Annotated in this window: 12 protein-coding genes; 1 reads left to right on the top strand and 11 read right to left on the bottom strand. The window is 69.2% G+C overall.

Annotation, left to right across the window (positions count from 1 at the left end; all coding sequences use genetic code 11):
* Positions 1-40: 40 nt before the first annotated feature.
* From J2Y70_RS00860 to prpB, 11 genes are all read right to left on the bottom strand, one after another.
* Positions 41-4,993, bottom strand: a complete 4,953-nt coding sequence (locus tag J2Y70_RS00860) for an alpha-2-macroglobulin (protein ID WP_309912324.1) — start codon at positions 4,991-4,993, stop codon at positions 41-43.
* Between the two features lie 743 nt (positions 4,994-5,736).
* Positions 5,737-6,777 (bottom strand): nucleoside hydrolase, encoded by a 1,041-nt coding sequence (locus J2Y70_RS00855; RefSeq protein WP_309913204.1) that lies wholly within the window; start codon positions 6,775-6,777, stop codon positions 5,737-5,739.
* A gap of 343 nt (positions 6,778-7,120) precedes the next feature.
* On the bottom strand, positions 7,121-9,340 hold the full coding sequence (locus tag J2Y70_RS00850) for a TonB-dependent receptor (RefSeq protein WP_309912322.1): 2,220 nt from the start codon (positions 9,338-9,340) through the stop codon (positions 7,121-7,123).
* 402 nt (positions 9,341-9,742) lie between these two features.
* Positions 9,743-10,933, bottom strand: a complete 1,191-nt coding sequence (gene prpF / locus J2Y70_RS00845; RefSeq protein WP_309912320.1) for a 2-methylaconitate cis-trans isomerase PrpF — start codon at positions 10,931-10,933, stop codon at positions 9,743-9,745.
* 43 nt (positions 10,934-10,976) lie between these two features.
* Positions 10,977-11,534: a hypothetical protein gene (locus tag J2Y70_RS00840; RefSeq protein ID WP_309912318.1), complete on the bottom strand. Its 558-nt coding sequence runs from the start codon at positions 11,532-11,534 to the stop codon at positions 10,977-10,979.
* Positions 11,535-11,537: 3 nt separating this feature from the next.
* The gene (locus J2Y70_RS00835) at positions 11,538-11,999 is read right to left on the bottom strand and encodes an SRPBCC family protein (protein WP_309912316.1); all 462 of its coding nucleotides are present in this window, start codon (positions 11,997-11,999) and stop codon (positions 11,538-11,540) included.
* Positions 12,000-12,125: 126 nt separating this feature from the next.
* A complete protein-coding gene (locus tag J2Y70_RS00830; protein ID WP_309912314.1) occupies positions 12,126-12,380 on the bottom strand; it encodes a type II toxin-antitoxin system ParD family antitoxin in 255 nt (84 codons plus the stop codon).
* 89 nt (positions 12,381-12,469) lie between these two features.
* Positions 12,470-15,082: a Fe/S-dependent 2-methylisocitrate dehydratase AcnD gene (gene acnD / locus J2Y70_RS00825; protein WP_309912312.1), complete on the bottom strand. Its 2,613-nt coding sequence runs from the start codon at positions 15,080-15,082 to the stop codon at positions 12,470-12,472.
* Between the two features lie 215 nt (positions 15,083-15,297).
* The gene (gene prpC, locus J2Y70_RS00820) at positions 15,298-16,464 is read right to left on the bottom strand and encodes a 2-methylcitrate synthase (protein WP_309912310.1); all 1,167 of its coding nucleotides are present in this window, start codon (positions 16,462-16,464) and stop codon (positions 15,298-15,300) included.
* A 43-nt stretch (positions 16,465-16,507) separates the two neighbouring features.
* Positions 16,508-17,110, bottom strand: coding sequence for a DUF1003 domain-containing protein (locus J2Y70_RS00815; RefSeq protein ID WP_309912308.1), 603 nt, complete (start codon positions 17,108-17,110; stop codon positions 16,508-16,510).
* 31 nt (positions 17,111-17,141) lie between these two features.
* A complete protein-coding gene (prpB, locus tag J2Y70_RS00810) occupies positions 17,142-18,029 on the bottom strand; it encodes a methylisocitrate lyase (RefSeq protein ID WP_309912306.1) in 888 nt (295 codons plus the stop codon).
* 119 nt (positions 18,030-18,148) lie between these two features.
* Between prpB and J2Y70_RS00805 the strand changes: the two genes are divergently transcribed.
* A complete protein-coding gene (locus J2Y70_RS00805) occupies positions 18,149-19,384 on the top strand; it encodes a citrate synthase family protein (RefSeq protein ID WP_309912304.1) in 1,236 nt (411 codons plus the stop codon).
* Positions 19,385-19,417: the final 33 nt, after the last annotated feature.

The following is a 19,417-nucleotide window of genomic DNA, read 5'->3' as shown; positions in this document are numbered from 1 at the left end:
GCCGGGCGTCCGCTAATGCGGACATCCGGCTGCGCCCCGCTCAGGGCTGCACGACGTTGATCGTGCCGGGGCTGCTGCGCCCCACCCCGCGCAGGTCGGGACGGTACATGTCCTCGACCAGCGGCGGCGGCACCGTGTAGGTGCCCGGGGTCACCGCGCGCACCAGGTAGAACACCTGCGCCTTGCTGCCCGAGGACAGGCTCAGCGCGGCCACGTAGCGGTCGTCGCGGAACTCCTCGTGCTTGACCTCGGCGGCTTCGGAACGGTCGCTGATCTCGATGCCGTCCACCACCACGTCGGCCCACTGCTTGGCGTCGCCCAGGTTGAAGTTCTCGATCTCCAGGCCGGCCGGCAGCAGGTCGGTCAGCAACGCGTCGGGCATGCTCACGTTGGAGGTGACGGTGACGCGCACGATCAGCGCCTCGCCTTCCTTCAGCGGCCGCGGCGTCCACGGCTTGCCGTCGGTGCCGTACCACTCGCGCTCCACCTTCAGCGTGCTCTCGTCCACCTCCGGCGCGGTGCGCGGGACGCCGGCGATTTCCAGGCTGGCGTACAGCGGCGCCTCGCCCTGCGGCACGAAGCTGACCCCGCGCGCCAGCTCGGCCTCGCCGAACTGGCGGCCGAACGCCTTGGCCGCACCGATCGCTTCGCTGTCGTCGCCGATGGTCAGCTGCCCGGACACCAGCTTGCTCTGGTTGGCCAGCAGCGCCTTGCCCATCCGCGCCAGCGCCACCTGCTCCTGGGTGCTCAGCCACAGCCAGCCGCCGCGGCGGCGCGCGTCGATCTCACGGCCCAGCGCCACCGCCCGCGCGTCGTACTCGGGCTTGGCCAGGCCGCGCTCGTGCAGCAGCGCGATCATCAGCGCGTCGTCGCGGATCACGCTACCGTAGTCGCCGAAGTAGCGCGGACGGTCGGCGCTGTCCTTGGCGAAGCCGGCGGCGATCGCCGCCTCGCCCCGCTTCTTGTCGCCCTGCAGCGACAGCGCCACGCCCAGGTGCACCAGCGACAGGCCGGTCAGCGCCTTGCCGCGATCGTTGTCGTACAGCGCGCGCAACGTGCCCAGCGGCGCGCGGTTGACCCGCGCCAGCACGTAGCCGGACCAGGCCTGGTTGGCGAACTTCAGGTTCTCGCGGCGGTCCTGGCCGTAGAAGTTGTTGCCGCCCGACAGCAGGTCCTCGCTGAGCCGGTTCAACGCCTTCTGCAGCACGTTGTCGGGCACCGCGAAGCCGGCGTCCTTGGCGTCGAGCAGGAACTCGGCGATGTACGGGGTCAGGCCAGGATTGACGTAGCCATCGTCGCCCCACATCGAGAAGTGGCCGCTGGAGATCTGCATCGAGGCCAGCCGCCCGAACGCGCCTTCCATGCGCTCGCGGCGCTTGGCCGCATCCAGGCCCTTGGCGCCGAGCAGCCTGGCGGTGGCGTCGTCGAGCAGCAGCGCGGCGTAGCCCTTGCTGGTGGTCTGCTCGGCGCAACCGTACGGGTACTCCAGCGCGCCCTGCAGCGCGCTGGCGAACGGGATCGGCGGCAACGCGCTGACCAGCATGCGCGCGTTGACCGAGCCGGCCATCAGCCCCTCGGCATCGCCCATGCCCAGCGTCACCGGCGCCAGCCCGCCGGTAGCGGACGTGTCCAGCACGCGGGTCTGCGCACGCAGCACCGACGGCCACGCCGCGCGCACCGGCAGGTCGTAGCGGCGGTCGACGCTGAAGCCATTGCCGTTCACCCGCACCCGCACCTTGGCCACGGTGTAGCCCTCCTGCGCCACCAGCGGGAAGCTGAGGGTGGCCTTGCCGTCCTTGCCGAGCTTGGCGCTGCGCGCGTTCTCGGCGATCGCCAGCGGGCCTTCGCCATCCACCTGCACCTTGAACTCGCCCGCTTGCCCGGTGAAGTTCTGCACGTCCAGGGTGACCGTGCTGCGGTCGCCCGGCGCCATCACCCGCGGCATGCTGGCCTCGGCCACGATCGGCGCGCGCACCAGCGTCTCCACGTCGCGGTTGCCGTAGCGCTCGTCCGAATACACCAGCGCCGACACGCGCAGCGTGCCGTTGAAGTCCGGCACCGGCAGCTGCACCCGCGCGTTGCCCTTGGCGTCGAGCTTCACCGAGCCGGAGAACAGGTCCACGGTCTGCACCCGCGCGGTCGGCCGCTTGGCCTGCGGCAACGCCGCCAACGCCATGTCGCCGCCGAAGCGCAGCTTGCCGCTGCCGCCTTCGAAGCTCTCGATCACGCGGCCGTAGATGTCGTACGCATCCACCCCGAGGCGCCGCTGCGCGAAGAACTGCGCGTTGGCATCGGGCACGGGGAAACGGGTGATGTTGAGGATGCCCACGTCGACCGCGGAGATGGTCACGTGCGCCTGCTTGCCGGCCAGTTCCGGCACGCTCACCGTCACCGGCAGCGGCTGCTCCGGACGCATCTGCTTGGGCGCGACCAGGCCCACCGCCACGCGCCGGGTCTTGCGTTCCATCGGCACGAAGGCCACGCCGACCGCACGCGCCGGGGTGATCTTGCTCGGCGCCGAACCGCCGCGGAACACCAGCGCGGTGACGTAGACGTCGTGGCGCTCCCAGTCCTTGGTCACCGGGATCTCGAAGCTGCTGCCCGGCTTCACGTCGATGTCCTGCACGTACAGCATCTTGTCGCTCTCGACCATCAGCACGCCGGGACCGGCATGCGGCGGGGTCAGGGTGACCTTGAGCGTGTCGCCGGCCTTGTAGCCGGTCTTGTCCAGCGCCAGCTTGACCTTGTCCGGACGCGCGTCCAGGCCGCGGTTCTCGTCGTTCCAGCTCCAGCCGGCGCGGAACGGATAGCGCGTGGTCAGGCCGGTGGACGGATCGAACACGTCCACGCGGTACTCGCCCCACTCCACCGGGAAGTCGAACTTGACCGCGCCGTTGCCGGCATCGAGGGCGATGGTCTGCTTGTTCTCGAAGCGGCGGGTGAAGTCGTAGTCCCAGCGGTTGTCGGCGAACGCCCAGTGGTAGTCGCGCAGCTCGCGCACCAGGGTCACCTTCAGCCCCTTGGCCGGCTGCGGCTTGCCCTGCGCGTCGACCCGCATCAGCTCGAAGCGCGCGTTGGCGTTGGCGTCGGCACCGTCGGTGTCGTCGAACAGCGGGCGCACGCCGACCAGCGCCGGCGCCGGCCACAGCACGCGCTTGAGCGTGCGGGTGACGGTGCGGCCGCCGGTCTCGTAGACGCTGGCCGAGACCAGCGCGGCGATGGTGCTGGTCGGCTTGGCCTCGTCCGGCAGTACTAGGTCCTCGGCGATCTTGCCGTCGGCGCCGAACTCGGTGTCGATCACATCCTTGGCTTCACGCGGCAGCTGCAGCGTCGGGTCGCCGAAGAAATAGCCCGGCAGCGCTTCCACCGGATGCTGCTCGACCGCCACCGCCAGCTTGGCGGTGAAGCGGTTGCCGTCGGCCGGTGCGCCGTACAGATAGGCGGCGGTGGCCTGCAGCTTGAACGGCTCGCCCGGCTTGAGCGTCTTCTGCGCGCTGTCCAGGTCCAGCTTCATGCGCTCGGGCAGGAACTCCTCGATGCGCAGGGTCATGCCCTGCACCGCTTCCTTGCTGGCCGGGTCGGTGCGGAATTCCACCTGCCAGCGCCCGGTCGGGGCATCGGCGGGAATCAGCTGCTCGAAGCTGAAATAGCCCTGCTCGCCCGGCTGCAGACGGGTCTCGCGGAAGATCTTGCCGTCGGGCTGCTTCAAGCGCAGGAACACCGGCTGCGCGCCCTTGCCGCTGGTGGCCACCGGCTTGCCGTCGTTGTCGCGCAGCAGCGCCGACACGCGCACCGTCTCGCCGGGGCGGTACAGGTCGCGGCCGGACCAGGCGAACACGTCGAACCAGGCGTTCTCGCGCCCGGCCACGGCGAATTCGCTCAGGTCTAGCGCCGGCTGGTTGAACGGCAGCATCGACAGGTCGGTGCCGCTACGCGCCACCAGCACTTGGCCAGCATCGAGCGTGTAGTTCAGCAGCGCGTTGCCGTTGGCGTCGGTCTCGCCTTTCAGGAACAGCTCGCCCTGGGCGTCGAGGATGCGCAGTTCCACTTTCTTCAACGGCTCGCCGCTCTGCAGCGAGGCGGTGTGCACGAACAGCTTGTCCTTGTAGGCGCGCGCGTGCAGGCCGATGTCGCTGACGGTGAAGAACGCGGTGTCGTATTCGTTCTCGAACCGGCCCGGGCGCTTCATCACCGCGAAGTACAGACCGGGTTCCTGCAGTTCCTTGATTTCCTGGATCGGCAGATAGGTCAGCGCGCGCTCGTTCTTGTCGCCGCCGAGCACGAAGCGGTTGACGTAGACCGACTCGGCCAGCTGCGAAATCGGGGTGTGGTCGCCGTACTCGCTGTCCATCTCCCAGCTGCCGCGGCGGCCGCCGCGCTGGTACTGGGCGAAGAACGCCGGCAGCGAGCCTTCCTTGACCCGCATGAACTCAACGTCCACTTCCGGGACGTTGAGCGAGACCACCGGCAGGCCGCGGCTCTCGCGCGCCGGCAGCACGCTGCCCTGCGAAGCGAAGCCGACCGCCGGCTCCAGTTCGCCGGTATAGACCTTCTGCTTGAGCGGCTTGCCCAGGCGGCTGCCGTCGGCGGCGAGCAGGTCGCCGGAGATCAGCACGGTGTAGTCCTTGGCCGCCTCCACGTACGGATAGCGCAGGATCTTGCCGTCGTCGGACAGCGACCAGGCGCTGTCGTCGGTGCCGACCTTTTCCTCGAAGCGCAGCAGCTTGTCGAAGTCCTGGGTGCCGACCAGCGGCCGCGAGAACTCCAGCGCCAGCGACAGGCCGTCACCGGTCTGGTCGGGGAAGGCGCGGACTAGGCCGAAGCCTTTCATCGCTTCCTTCTGGCCCTTGACCGGCTCGCCGCTGGCGTCGGGTAGCTGCCCGGATTCGTTGCGCTTGCAGCCGCCCAATGCCAACGTCAGGCCCAGCAGCAGGAAGGTGCTCAACAGCCCAGCGCGCAGGAGGCTCCACTGCCGCTTCGAATCCGTATGCATGCGTTCGCTCCGTGAAAGTGGCGCGAGTATAGAACGCCGGCGCGGCGGCCGGAGGGTCAGCGTGGAGATTGGGGACGCGGCGCTGGCCGGCGCCCGGTCGGGGGTGCGGGGACGGCGTGGAAAGCGGCGGCCGTGGCCATGGCGGAGGTGGTTCCGGCGCGCCGGGATCGGGGGCATTGGCGTCGGCGCATCCGCTCGCCTCGCCTTGGTTTACCGGCATCGCGTCAGCACCGGCATCGCCGCGGGAGCAGCGTCGGAAGCACTCAGCGCAGCGACAGGCTCGCTCAACTGGATGCAGTCGGGACTGAAGTCCCTCCCACAAAGTACTCGCCGGCAACGTCGGGAAGCCTCCCTGTGGGAGCGACTTCAGTCGCGACGAGCGAACGCCTGGGCCTCGACCATTTCAGCGATAGGTCGCGGCTGAAGCCGCTCCTACAGTGCATCCGATTGGCCGCAAATCCTTGTAGGAGCGGCTTCAGCCGCGACGAACGAAGCCTGGAGCACAACCGTTCCGATGATCGGTCGGGGCTGGACCCCCTCCTGCAATGCACCCGACTGGATGGCAGCAAGCCCCCTGTGGGAGCGACTTCAGTCGCGACGAGCGAAAGCCTGGACCACGACCGTTTCAGCGACAGGTCGCGGCTGAAGCCGCTCCTACAGTGCACCCGGTTGGATGCCCGCAAGCCCCTGTAGGAGCGGCTTCAGCCGCGACGAACGGAGTGCAGCGCGCTCGCCGAGACGCTTCAGCTCAACAGGCGCTGCATGTACAGCGCTATCAGCCGCGGCCTGTCCAGCGCCAGGCAGACCTGTGCATTGGCGGCGGCTGGCGGCGCATGACTGCCAGCCGCCGAGTCGCCGCCGGCCGCAGCGCCAGCCGTCCCGCTTGCGCCGGGCGGCACCTCGCGGGTGTAGCCCTTATCGTCGATGGCGATGCGCAGCGGCACGGTCGGGCACAGGCCTGGATCGAGCAGCCACGCCACCGGCACCACGTCGAACAGGGTCGGGGTCGCGCTAGCCCAGGGCTGGTCGGTGTCGCGCCACTGGTAGTACAGCTGCGCCAGCGCGTCGGTCAGCGGGTCGCCATGGGCGAACAGCGCCACCCGCTCCGGTTCCTCCAGGGTCACCTGGGTCGCGTCCAGCGGCAGCATCACGATCGGCACGCCGGCGGCGAACACGCGCTGCGCGGCCGCGATGTCCGAGACGATGTTGTACTCCGGCGCCGGCGCGCTCGGCGGCCGGTAGCGCGACTTGCCGTACCCCGCGCGCACCGAGCCGCCCATCAGCACCACCTGCCTGAGCTGGGCGAACCCCTGCGGATCGCGCTCGAGCGCGCGCGCCGCGTCGGTCAACGGGCCGAGCACCAGCAGCGTGACCTGCCCGGGATGCCGCCGCGCTTGCGCCAGGATGAAGTCGGCGGCGTCCGGCGCTTTGCGCGGCAGCGTGCCTTGCGCCGCCCAGCGCGCCTGGCTGAAGGGAATCGTGCTGGTCGTGGCATGGCCGATCGCCAGTGGGATCTCGCCGCGTCCGGCCTGCCGCAACAGCCGCTGCAGCAACTGCGTGCGCAGTTGCGTATCGCCCCAGGCGGTGGCGATGCCGAGCACGTCCAGTTCCGGGCTGCGCAGCAGCAGCGCCAGCGCGAACGCATCGTCGATGTCGTCACCGATGTCGGTGGAGACGACCACCGGTTGCGGCGTTGGTACGGCGGCGAGCAACGGCAGCGGCAGCGGCAGCGGCAACAAGGCCACGGCCAACGAAAGGATGGCGGAACGGAGTCGGCAACGGATCATGGGCAGGAGCATCGGCCAGGGCGGTATCAGCATACCGGCTGCGGGACGCCGGCCTACGGCGCATGCATGCGCCGTGAGGCGCTGGCATGCTCCCGACCACGGCGTGAGGCGACCGGCACTTCCTGCCGCCCTGACCGGTGCGTGGTGACGCGGCTGACGCGACATGCCTCCTGGGCGCGACGCGCCCCGCCGCGCAGGTGGTCAGCTACGAGATCGCGATGGGCTTCGCCTTGGTCGGGGAGTCAGGCCGAGTGACGCAAAACAAACCGCCGGCACATGGCCGGCGGCTTGCACTACGTATATCGGTTTGCGCTCTGCGCTACCGGTTGCGCCGCGCCGATCAGAAATTGGCGCGGAACTGCGCACCGACGATGCGCGGATCGTTGATGAAGCCAGTGAGGTTGTTGAAGTCGATCGCACCGGTGGCGCGGATCTGGTTGGTGCAGTTGCGGCAGAACACCGACACCTCGTACGCGCCGGCACCCCAGTTGTAGCCGATCTTGGCGCCGCCCTCGAGCAGCGGCTGGCCGACGAACTCGCGCGAGTCGTACAGGAAGAAGTTGATCTCGCTGCGGTAGGACCAGTCGGTGTAGAAGAAGAACTCGGCGTCGTCGCCGACCGGGATGCCGTAGCGCAGCGTGGCGTTGCCCATCCACTTGGCGGCCTGCGGCAGCACGTTGCCGTCGATGATGGCGTTGCCGGCGGCGTTGAGCGGATCGGTCACGGTGCAGGTGCGGCACACGCCGACCGACAGGGTCGGATCCTCGATGCGGGTCCAGTTGTAGGCGCCGCCGAGGGTGAAGCGCAGGTTCTGGGTCAGCAACGCTTCGAAGTCGAACTCCGCGCCGCGCGCCTTGGAGGTGTTGGCGTTGAGCAGGCGCACGTCGTTGGAGGCGCCGCCGACCGCGGTCAGCTGCTGGTTCTTCACCCGGAAGTCGTAGATGTCGAAGCTGATGCGCGCGCGCTTGTCGAACAGGTCGGACTTGATGCCGATCTCGTAGGAGTCCACGGTCTCCGGCTCGGCCACGGTCAGCGGCGCGGTCGCCGACGGCACGCCGAAGCTGGCGCCGCGGAAGCCGCGCGCGGCACGGGCGTAGACGTTGACGGCGTCGTTGATGGCGAAGGTCGCGCTGAGGTCGCCGGTGACCTTGGAGTTGTCGGTGCTGCCGGTGGATGGCTCGAGCAGGGTGACGCGGTCCAGCGCCAGCACGTCGAAGGTCTTCTTGTCGTAGGTGTAGCGGATGCCGGCGCGCAGGTTCAGGCGATCGGTGGCGGCGTAGTTCAGCGAGCCGAACGCCGCCCACGAGGTGTTGCGCTGGCGGGTCAGCTGGTAGCTGGCCAGGTCGCCGCCGCCGAAGGTGTCGTAGGTGTAGTTTTCGCCTTCCACCGAATCGTGGAAGTAGTACAAGCCGGCCTGCCAGTTGAGCGGGCCGGCGTACTGCGACTCGGCGCGCAGCTCCTGCGAGTACTGGTCCAGATTCTTGATGCCGCCGGCGGTTTCCACCGGGAACGCGATCACGCCGGGGCCGGACGGCGGCGCGAACACCGCGCCGTAGCCGCCGTCGATGTCGCCGCGGCTGTAGTACTTGCCGATGCCTTCGTAGCCGGTGATCGAGTGCAGCACGATGTCGCCCAGGTCCCAGGTCAGGTTGGCGCTGCCGCCGTAGGTCTGCAGTTCCTGGGTGTTGGCGCCGTCGATGGAGACCTTGTCCGGATCGAAACCGGCGACCAGCTGGTTGCTGCCCGGCCGGAAGATGTTGGCGCGGAACAGCCGCGCGGTGCCGTCGAGGTGGCGCGCATGCGCGTTGAACAGCGCACTGAAATCCTCGCCCGGCTGGAACAGCAGCTGCACCCGCACCGCCGAGTCGGTATAGCCCTCGAACGAACGGTCGTCGACGGTGTTGTCGACCCAGTCGTCGCGGCGCTGGCCCAGCGCCGACACGCGCGCGGCCCACTTGTCGCCCATGGCGATGCTCACCCCGGTTTCCATGGTCATGGTGCCGTAGGTGCCATAGGACAGACTGGCGTAGCCGTCGTTGCCGCCGATGGTCGGCTTGACCGAGTTGAACTTGACCACGCCGGCCGGCGTGTTGCGGCCGAACAGCGTGCCCTGCGGGCCGCGCAGCACTTCCAGGCCTTCCAGGTCGAAGATCGGGAAGCCCTTCAGGAACGCGTTCTCGGCCACCACGTCGTCATAGATCAGCGACACCGGCTGCGAGGCGTAGGTGTTGAAGTCGGTATTGCCGTAGCCGCGGATGTAGAAGCGCGGGAACACGCGGCCGTTGGAGGATTCGACATTGAGGCTGGGCGCCTTGCCGGCCAGCACGCGCACGTCCGAGCCGCTGGTGGCGATCGCGTCCAGGTATTCCGGGCGCAGCACGCTGGCCGAGATCGGCACGTCCTTGGAATCCTCCGAACGCCGTTCGGCGGTGACCTTGACCGCATCCAGGCGGGCGATCCCGTCCGTGGCGTCCGCCTGCTGGGCGGCGGCGGAGAACGAGAGGGCGGAAACGACGGCTACGGCAAGTGCGCTGGTGCGCAGCGACCAACTGGCGGACATGGGAACTCCGGAGTGGAATGGGCAAGAGCGGGTGCGCGTCGCCGACAACCGATGTCGCGCTGCAGCATAATTAACACAAAATACACATGCTTTGCATGGCCCGGTCACTTGAACGCGTTAAGGCTGATCGCGCAGCGGCTACCACACGTGCCGCTCTTGGGCGCTGCTCATGGAAGCTCGTCGGCTCCCGGCCACTCTGAAATCGCGTTCCGGACTCCATTCCTCCAGCGCCACCGTTATTTCGGTCAAGTGGCATCGCACCGCTGCGCCACGCCCGCTCCCCTGCGGGGGCGGCTTCAGCCGCGACCGCTCTACACGCGAAGTGCGGTCGCGGCTGAAGCCGCTCCTACAAAGAGCAGGATCGGATTGGCGGCGCCACCGCGCAGCAGGCGGGCCACCGGCTCAGCCGATGTCGCCCGGCACCCGCACCCAACCTTCCATCAGCACCCGCGCGCTGCGGCTCATGATCGCCTTGGCGACGGTCCACTGGCCGTCCACCTGCTGCGCCTCGGCGCCGACCCGCAGCGTGCCCGACGGGTGGCCGAAGCGCACCGCCTGGCGTACGCCGCCGCCGGCCGCGCGGTTCACCAGCGTGCCGGGGATCGCCGCGGCGGTGCCGATCGCCACCGCCGCGGTGCCCATCATCGCGTGGTGCAGCTTGCCCATCGACATCGCGCGCACCAGCAGGTCGATGTCGGCGGCGGCGACCGGCTTGCCGCTGGAGGCGATGTAGTCGGCCGGCGGCGCGACGAAGGCGACCTTGGGTGTGTGCTGGCGCGTCACCGCCTGTTCCAGCGATGCGATCAGGCCCATGCGCAACGCGCCATGCGCGCGGATGGTCTCGAACCTGGCCAGCGCATGCGCATCGCCATTGATCGCGTCCTGCAGTTCGGTGCCGCGGTAGCCCAGCGCCTGCGCCTCGAGAAAGATGGTCGGGATGCCGGCGTTGATCAGGGTCGCCTGGAAGCGGCCGACCCCCGGCACGTCCAACGTATCGACCAGGTTGCCAGTCGGAAACATCGCGCCGTCCGCGCCCTCTTCGTCGGCGGCCGGATCCAGGAAGTCGAGCTGGATCTCGGCCGCGGGAAAGGTCACCCCGTCCAGTTCGAAATCGCCGCTTTCCTGCACCGCGCCGCCGGCCATCGGCACCCGCGCGACGATGGTCTTGCCGATGTTGGCCTGCCAGATCCGCACCGTGGCCAGGCCGTCGTGCGGAAGGCGCGCGGCGTCGACCAGGCCGGCGGCGATCGCGAACGGCCCCACCGCCGCCGAGAGGTTGCCGCAGTTGCCGCTCCAGTCCACGAACGGACGGTCGATCGCCACCTGCCCGAACAGGTAGTCCACGTCGTGGTCCGCGCGCGTGCTCGGCGCCACGATCACCGCCTTGCTGGTGCTGGACGTCGCCCCGCCCATGCCGTCGATCTGCTTGGCATACGGATCGGGACTGCCGATCACCCGCAGCAGCAGCGCGTCGCGCGCCGCGCCGGGCGCCTGCGCGGCGGCGGGCAGATCCGCGAGCCGGAAGAACACGCCTTTGGACGTGCCGCCGCGCATGTAGGTGGCGGAAATGCGGAGCTGGGGAACATGGGACATCAGGACACCGATCTGTGGAGGCGGGGTGGAAGCGAACAAGACGCTAGAACAGCTCGGCCTGGCGCGGCGGCAACAGCGGCCACTGCATCAGGGTGCGGTAACCATAGGGTTTGCCGCCGGCCGCGACCAGTTCGATCCGGTCGACGGTCCAGGCGATCGGTGCGATCCGGACCATCTTGCGTTCTTGATCGAGCCGACGCCTGGCGAAATAACTCAAGGTGACATGTGCGGTGTGGCCCAGGCGATCAGCGATGCCTTCGGCATTCAGCCGGTGCTTCACGGCGTCGAGCAAATCGGCAAATGCCGGTGGCTTTTCGGCCCGGCCCTTCAATGTCCAGTGGATCGAATTCGCCGGTTCGTCGCCGCTGACTATCCGGTCGAACGCCAGGCTGACGCTGGATGCGACCAGCCCCTCGCAGGCGCGCATCAGGTTCTCGCGGCATGCCATCGAGTGCTTGTCGGACAGCGATTGATGCCAGTTCGCCGGCGCTACCAGCACGTGCGCGTCCTCCGCATCGAGCGCAAGCGCATCCAGTCGCACCCCGATGTCATGGCGCACCTGCGCCGGCGGGCGCGCCATGACGATCAAGCCCTCGCTCATCGTTCAGGCCCCATCGGGAATCTCGGGCTCGACCAGCAGCGCCAGCAGCGCCAGCGACTCCTGCCAGCCGAGGTAGCAGAACTCCACCGGGATCTGTGCGGGGATGCCGTCCTGGACGATGTCCAGTTCGGTGCCGCAGGCCACCGTGCGCAGCTTGACCGTCACCATCATCTCGCCGGGCAGGTCCGGGTTGTCGAACGTGTCGGTGTGGCGGATCAACGCGCCCGGCACCAGCTCCAGATAGGTGCCGCCGAAGGATTGGCTGGTGCCGCTGCCCAGATTGGTGAAGGAGATTCTGAAACTGCCGCCCACGCGCGCATCCAGCGCATGCACGGTGGCGACGAAGCCATGCGGCGGCAGCCATTTGGCCAGCGCCGCCGGCTCCAGGAAGGCGCGATAGATGCGCTCGGCCGGCGCGCGCAGGACGCGATGCAGGCGGACGGTACCGGGATTGCCGTTGCTCATGGTGGCTTCCTCATTGGTGGACGGCGCGCGCAGGATGGCACGCGCTCATGACACCGACGAATGGGGCGGGCCGGTTTCGACACTGCCAGGAGATCCTGCTCGAAACGCTGCAGCATGCTGCGGGGTTCATGCAGGCTGGCTGCCGCGAAAGGCCCGATCCCTAGCCCGCTTGCGCATCATGTCGAAGAAATCCGGTTCCAGCGCCGTGGCCGGGCCGGAATCGGCTCCCTTCAGCAGCGCGCCACGGAGTTCTTCCGCGTCGCGCTGCCCGTGGATCGACCCGGGCACGGACTCACCGCTTGAATCGCAAGCGTGTTCGGCCAGCGGCTGGTCGACGAACGGCTTGCGTTCATCGGGCGAGGAGATGTTCTTGGTCGCCATATGCACTCCCAACGGCAAGATTGCCGGATTCTGCATCGCCAGCCCGCAGGCGCAAGCCATGGGCAGTTCCTTTCGAGAATGCCGCCGGATCAGGCGGCGGACGCCTCCAGGAAATCCTGCGCGAAGCGCTGCAGCACGCCGCCGGCTTCGTAGATCGCCAGTTCCTCGGCGGTGTCCAGGCGGCAGGTCACCGGCACGTCGAGGCGCGTGCCATCGCGGCGGGCGATGGCCAGGGTCAGCGTGGCGCCCGGCGTGCGCGCGCCGAGCACGTCGAACACCTCGCTGCCGTCGATGCCCAGGGTCGTGCGCGTGGTGCCGGGCTGGAACTCCAGCGGCAGCACGCCCATGCCGACCAGGTTGGTGCGGTGGATGCGCTCGAAGCCCTCGGCCACGATCGCCTCGACCCCGGCCAGGCGCACGCCCTTGGCCGCCCAGTCGCGCGAGGAGCCCTGCCCGTAGTCGGCGCCGGCGACGATCAGCAGCGGCTGCTTGCGCGCCATGTAGGTCTCGATCGCCTCCCACATGCGCACCACCTGCCCTTCCGGCTCCAGCCGGGTCAGCGAACCGCGCTGCGGCTGGCCATCGACCACGGCCATTTCGTTGAGCAGTTGCGGATTGGCGAAGGTGGCGCGCTGCGCGGTGAGGTGGTCACCGCGGTGGGTGGCGTAGGAATTGAAGTCCTCTTCCGGCACGCCCATCCGCGTCAGGTATTCGCCGGCGGCGCTGTCGGCCAGGATCGCGTTGGACGGCGACAGGTGGTCGGTGGTGATGTTGTCGCCGAGCACGGCCAGCGCGCGCATGCCGCGCAGCGTGCGCTCGCCGGCCAGGGCGCCTTCCCAATACGGCGGACGGCGGATATAGGTGCTTTGCGGGCGCCACGCGTACAGCGAGGCCACGTGCGCGGCGGCCAGCCCGCTGCGCGCGAACATCGGCTCGTAGACCTGGCGGAACTGCTCGGGCTTGACGCTGGCGGCGACGATCGCGTCGATTTCCGCGTCGCTGGGCCACAGGTCCTTCAGCGTCACCGGCTGGCCGTCCTTGTCCACGCCGAGCACGTCCTTCTCGATGTCGAAGCGGATGGTGCCGGCGATGGCGTAGGCCACCACCAGCGGCGGCGAGGCCAGGAACGCCTGCTTGGCGTAGGGATGGATGCGGCCGTCGAAATTGCGATTGCCCGACAGCACCGCGGTGGCGTACAGGTCGCGTTCGATCACTTCCTGCTGGATCGCCGGATCCAATGCGCCGCTCATGCCGTTGCAGGTGGTGCAGGCGAAACCGACGATGCCGAAGCCGAGCTGCTCCAGCTCCGGCAGCAGTCCGGACGCTTCCAGATACAGCTGCACCGCCTTGGACCCCGGCGCCAGCGAGGTCTTGACCCACGGCTTGCGCACCAGCCCGCGCGCATTGGCGTTGCGCGCCAGCAAACCGGCGGCGATCACGTTGCGCGGATTGCTGGTGTTGGTGCAGCTGGTGATCGCGGCGATGATCACCGCGCCGTCGGGCATCAGCCCCTGCGCCTGTTCGGCCTTGCCGGATGCCAGCTTGGCCTCGTCGGCGATGCCGCGCGCGGCCAGTTCGCTGGTGGCCACGCGCTTGTGCGGATTGGACGGGCCGGCCATGTTGCGGGTCACGCTGGACAGGTCGAACTGCAGCACGCGTTCGTACTGCGCCGCGGCCAGGTCGTCGGCCCACAGCCCGGCGGCCTTGGCATAGGTTTCCACCAGCGCGACCTGCGCGTCGTCGCGGCCGGTCAGGCGCAGGTAGTCGATGGTCTGGCGGTCGATCGCGAACATCGCCGCGGTGGCGCCGAACTCCGGGGTCATGTTGGAGATCGTGGCGCGGTCGCCCAGGGTCAGCGCGGCGGCGCCTTCGCCGTGGAACTCCAGGTAGGCGCCGACCACTTTCTGCGCGCGCAGAAATTCGGTCAGCGCCAGCACCACGTCGGTGGCGGTGATGCCCGGCTGCGGCCGCCCGCCCAGCGCCACGCCGACGATATCCGGCAGCCGCATCCACGACGCGCGGCCCAGCATCACGCTCTCCGCTTCCAGCCCGCCGACGCCGATCGCCAGCACGCCCAGCGCATCCACGTGCGGGGTGTGGCTGTCGGTGCCCACGCAGGTATCGGGGAACGCCACGCCATCGCGCACCTGCACCACCGGCGACATCTTCTCCAGATTGATCTGGTGCATGATCCCGTTGCCTGGCGGGATCACATCGACGTTCTCGAACGCGCGCTTGGTCCAGTCGATGAAGTGGAAGCGGTCGGCGTTGCGGCGGTCTTCCACCGCGCGGTTCTTGGCGAACGCGGCGCGATCGAAGCCGCCGAATTCCACCGCCAGCGAATGGTCGACGATCAGCTGCGTCGGCACCACCGGATTGACCTGCGCCGGGTCCCCGCCGCGCTCGGCGATCGCATCGCGCAGCCCGGCCAGATCCACCAGCGCGGTCTGGCCGAGGATGTCGTGGCACACCACCCGCGCCGGGAACCACGGGAAATCCAGATCGCGGCGGCGTTCGATCAGTTGGGTCAGCGACGCGTCCAGCGTGGCCGGATCGCAGCGCCGCACCAGGTTCTCGGCGAACACGCGCGAGGTGTAGGGCAGCGCGGCAAAGGCACCGGGCCGGAGCGCATCGACCGCGGCGCGCGCGTCGAAGTAATCCAGCGAAGTGCCGGGCAGAGGTTTGCGGTAGTGGCTGTTCATGGCTGGCTACACTAGAAATAAAGCGAAGACTGACCCTTCTCCCGTCGGGAGAAGGTGCCCCGAAGGGGCGGATGAGGGTACGGGCGAAGCCTCGTGCAAATGCGATCCCACATGGGGCGGATGAGGGTCCGAACGAAGCCTGGTGCAACCAAACAACATGAGGCTGCGCCCGTACCCTCACCCCCGGCCCCTCTCCCGACGGGAGAGGGGAGCGATCAGCTGCGCCGATCGATCGGCACGAAGGCCTGATCCTCCGGCCCGGTGTAGTTCGCGCTGGGGCGGATGATCTTGCCGTCGATGCGCTGCTCGATGATGTGCGCGCTCCAGCCGGCGGTGCGCGCGATCACGAACAGCGGGGTGAACATCGCGGTCGGCACGCCCATCATGTGGTAGCTGACCGCGCTGAACCAATCCAGGTTCGGGAACATCTTCTTGATCTCCCACATCACCGACTCCAGGCGCTCGGCGATGTCGTACATCTTGCGGCTGCCCTGTGCGTCGGACAGCTCGCGCGCCACGTCCTTGATCACCTGGTTGCGCGGATCGGACACCGTGTACACCGGGTGGCCGAAGCCGATGATCACTTCCTTGCGCTCGACCCGCGCGCGGATGTCGGCTTCCGCCTCGTCGGGCGTGTCGTAGCGCTTCTGCACCTCGAATGCGACCTCGTTGGCGCCGCCGTGCTTGGGCCCACGCAGCGCGCCGATGCCGCCGGCGATGGCGCTGTACATGTCGCTGCCGGTGCCGGCGATGACCCGGCAGGCGAAGGTGGACGCGTTGAACTCGTGCTCGGCGTACAGGATCAGGCTGGTGTGCATCGCCTGCACCCATTCCTCGTGCGGCTTGGCGCCGTGCAGCAGGTGCAGGAAATGGCCGCCGATCGAATCGTCGTCGGTCTCCACCTCGATGCGCTTGCCGTTGTGGCTGTAGTGGTACCAGTACAGCAGCATCGAGCCCAGCGAGGCCATCAGCTTGTCGGCGATGTCGCGCGCGCCGGGATGGTTGTGGTCGTCCTTCTCCGGCTGCACGCAGCCCAGCGCCGACACGCCGGTGCGCATCACGTCCATCGGGTGCGCCGACGGCGGCAGCTGTTCCAGCGCCGCCTTGACCGCGGCCGGCACCCCGCGCAGCGAGCGCAGCTTGGCCTTGTAGCCGCGCAGTTCGCTGTTGCTGGGCAGCTTGCCGTGCACCAGCAGGTAGGCGATCTCCTCGAACTGGCTGCTGCGCGCCAGGTCCAGGATGTCGTAGCCGCGGTAGTGCAGGTCGTTGCCGCTGCGGCCTACCGTGCACAGCGCGGTGTTGCCGGCGGCGGTGCCGGACAGGGCCACCGATTTCTTCGGTTTGAAGGGCGTGGCGGTCTGCGGGGCGGTGCTGTCGTTCATTGCGAATCTCCCGGATGGTCGCGGCCGTGTGGATGCACGGCGGTCAGTGCGCCGAGGCGACCGGCGGCGGGCCGCCGGCGCGCTCGAGCAATTGCTGCAGCATGGCGATCTGGCGGTTCTGCAGTTCGACCAGCGTCGCCCAGTCCTGCTCGCGCAGCTGGTTGAGCTTCTCGTGCACCTGCAGGATCTCCAGCTCGGATTTGATGTTCACTTCGTAGTCGTTCTGCGCGCGCAGGCGGTCCACCGCGGCCTGGCGGTTCTGGCTCATCATGATCACCGGCGCCTGGATCGCGGCCAGGCACGACAGGCACAGGTTGAGCAGGATGTAGGGATACGGATCGAAGGCGTGCGCCAGCACCAGGCTGTTGAGCGCGATCCACGCCAGCAGCACCAGGCCGAAGCCGATGATGAAGCTCCAGCTGCCGCCGATCTCGGCGACCCGGTCGGCGATGCGCTCGCCGAGCGTGCGGTCGCGATCGGCCTGCTTGACGATGTCGCGCGCCACATGGCGCTTGGCGATGAAGCGCTCCACCACCTCGCGCTCGGCGTCGGGCAGTTTCTCCAGCTCGGTCTGCAGCAGCTGCCGCGCGGTCTGGCGGCGGTCGATGCGGCCGCGTGGCGACGTGGTGCCGACTTGGGTGTTCATGGACATGCTCAGGCAGGGGAACCGGCGTGGATCATGCGCCCTTGCCGGCGAACAATGCGTCCAGGCGCTGTTCGAAGGCGTGGTAGCCGATGCGTTCGTACAGCTCCTCGCGGGTCTGCATCGTGTCCACCACGTTCTGCTGGTGGCCATCGCGGCGGATCGCGGCGTACACCGCCTCGGCCGCCTTGTTGGCGGCGCGGAACGCCGACAGCGGGAACAGCTGGATCGCCACCCCGGCCGAGGCCAGTTCGTCGCGGGTGAACAGCGGGGTCTTGCCGAACTCGGTGATGTTGGCCAGCACCGGCACCTTCACCGCCTCGACGAAACGGCGGTAGGTGTCCAGGTCGTAGGCGGCCTCGGCGAAGATGCCGTCGGCGCCGGCCTCCACGCAGGCGATGGCGCGCTCGATCGCCGCGTCCACCCCGTCCACCTGGATCGCGTCGGTGCGTGCGATCAGGAAGAAATCGGCATCGGTCTTGGCGTCGGCCGCGGCCTTCACCCGGTCGGCCATCTCGCCCTGGCTCACGATCTCCTTGCCGGGGCGGTGGCCGCAGCGCTTGGCACCGACCTGGTCCTCGATGTGGCAGGCGGCCGCGCCGGCCTTGATCAGCGACTTGATGGTGCGCTCGATGTTGAACGCGCTCGGGCCGAAGCCGGTGTCGATGTCCACCAGCAACGGCAGATCGCAGACATCGGTGATGCGGCGCACGTCGATCAGCACGTCGTCCAGGGTGTTGATGCCCAGGTCCGGCAGGCCCAGCGACCCGGCGGCGACGCCGCCGCCGGACAGGTAGACCGCCCGGTAGCCGGCGCGCTGCGCCAGCAATGCATGGTTGGCGTTGATCGCGCCGATCACCTGCAACGGCGACTCGGCGGCCAGCGCGGCGCGGAAACGGGCACCGGCGGAAACGTGCGACATGGCGAACTCCTGAGCGAGGGCGGCGGCCCGCACGGCCGTTCCGCGATGGTCGCCAATCTGGCACCATCGGACAGGTCGATCAATCTTGATTCAATGAATCAACCTATCGCCGGATCCCCATGCCTCCCGCCGCCGACCGCAACCTGATCTCCGCCGCCGAGGCTTGCGCCCTGCTCGGCATCAGCAGCGCCACCCTCTACGCCTACGTGAGCCGCGGCCTGCTCAGCTCCCGCGCCGGCGCCGACCACCGCAGCCGCGCCTACCTGCGCACGGAGGTGGAGCGGCTGGCCCAGCGCAAGCGTGTCGGCCGCGGTGCCGCGCGCGGCGCCGCGCAGAGCCTGGACCGCGGCCTGCCGGTACTGGAGACGCGCATCTCGCTGATCCGGCCCGACAGCCCCTACTACCGCGGGCGCTCGGCAGTGGCCGCGGTACGCGAGGGCGCCGGCCTGGAAGACATCGCGCGGCTGCTGTGGGATTGCCTGGACGAAGACCCGTTCGCCAGCGCCGCTGCCGCGCCCTGGCCGGCGCGCGTGGCGCCCCTGGCCGCCGACACCTCCCTGCCGCCGCTGGAGCGCGCCATGGCCTGCATCCCGCTGCTGGCGCTGGAACTGCGCCAGCCGCTGAACGCTGCGCCGAACGTGCGCCGCGAGATCGCCGCCACCCTGCTGCGGCAGAACGCCGCGCTGCTGGTCGGCACCGAGCCGGACACCCGCCCGGTGCACCGCCTGATCGCCGACCGCTGGCGCCCGGGCGATGCCGGCTTCGCCGAGCTGGTGCGCGCCACCCTGGTGCTGTGCGCCGACCACGAACTCAACGTCTCCGCCTTCGCCGCACGCGTGGTCGCCTCCACCGGCGCACCGCTGCACGCCACCGTCAGCGCCGGCCTGGCCGCCCTGTCCGGCCCGCGCCACGGCGGCGCCACCGCCCGCGCCCACGCCCTGCTGCGCGACGCCCAGGACGCCGCCGACCCGGCCGCCTTCATCGCCGAACGCTGGCAGCGCGGCGACGACCTGCCCGGCTTCCACCACGCCCTCTACCCGGACGGCGACCCGCGCGCGGCCGAAGTGCTGCGCCTGCTGCGCGAGCGCTGCGGCCACCATCCCCAGATGCGGCACGTGGAAACGGTGCTGGCCGCGGCGCAGGACTGCAGCGGCCAGGCACCCAACATCGACGGCATGCTCGCGGCAATCTGCCTCATCCACGACCTGCCCGCCGCCCATGCCCTGGTGCTGTTCGCCGCCGCTAGGCTGTCGGGCTGGCTGGCGCACGCGCTGGAGCAGCAGGCACTGGGCAAGCTGATCCGCCCGCGGGCGCGCTATGCCGGGGTGATGCCCGATGGCGTGGCGCCGGGTTGAGCAGGCGCCTGCGTGGATGCATGCAGCATGCTT

Source organism: Xanthomonas sp. 1678 (assembly GCF_031455575.1).
Taxonomy (GTDB): domain Bacteria; phylum Pseudomonadota; class Gammaproteobacteria; order Xanthomonadales; family Xanthomonadaceae; genus Xanthomonas_A.
The sequence above is the reverse complement of the archived record's forward strand: the minus strand, read 5'-3'. Positions and strand labels throughout refer to the sequence as shown.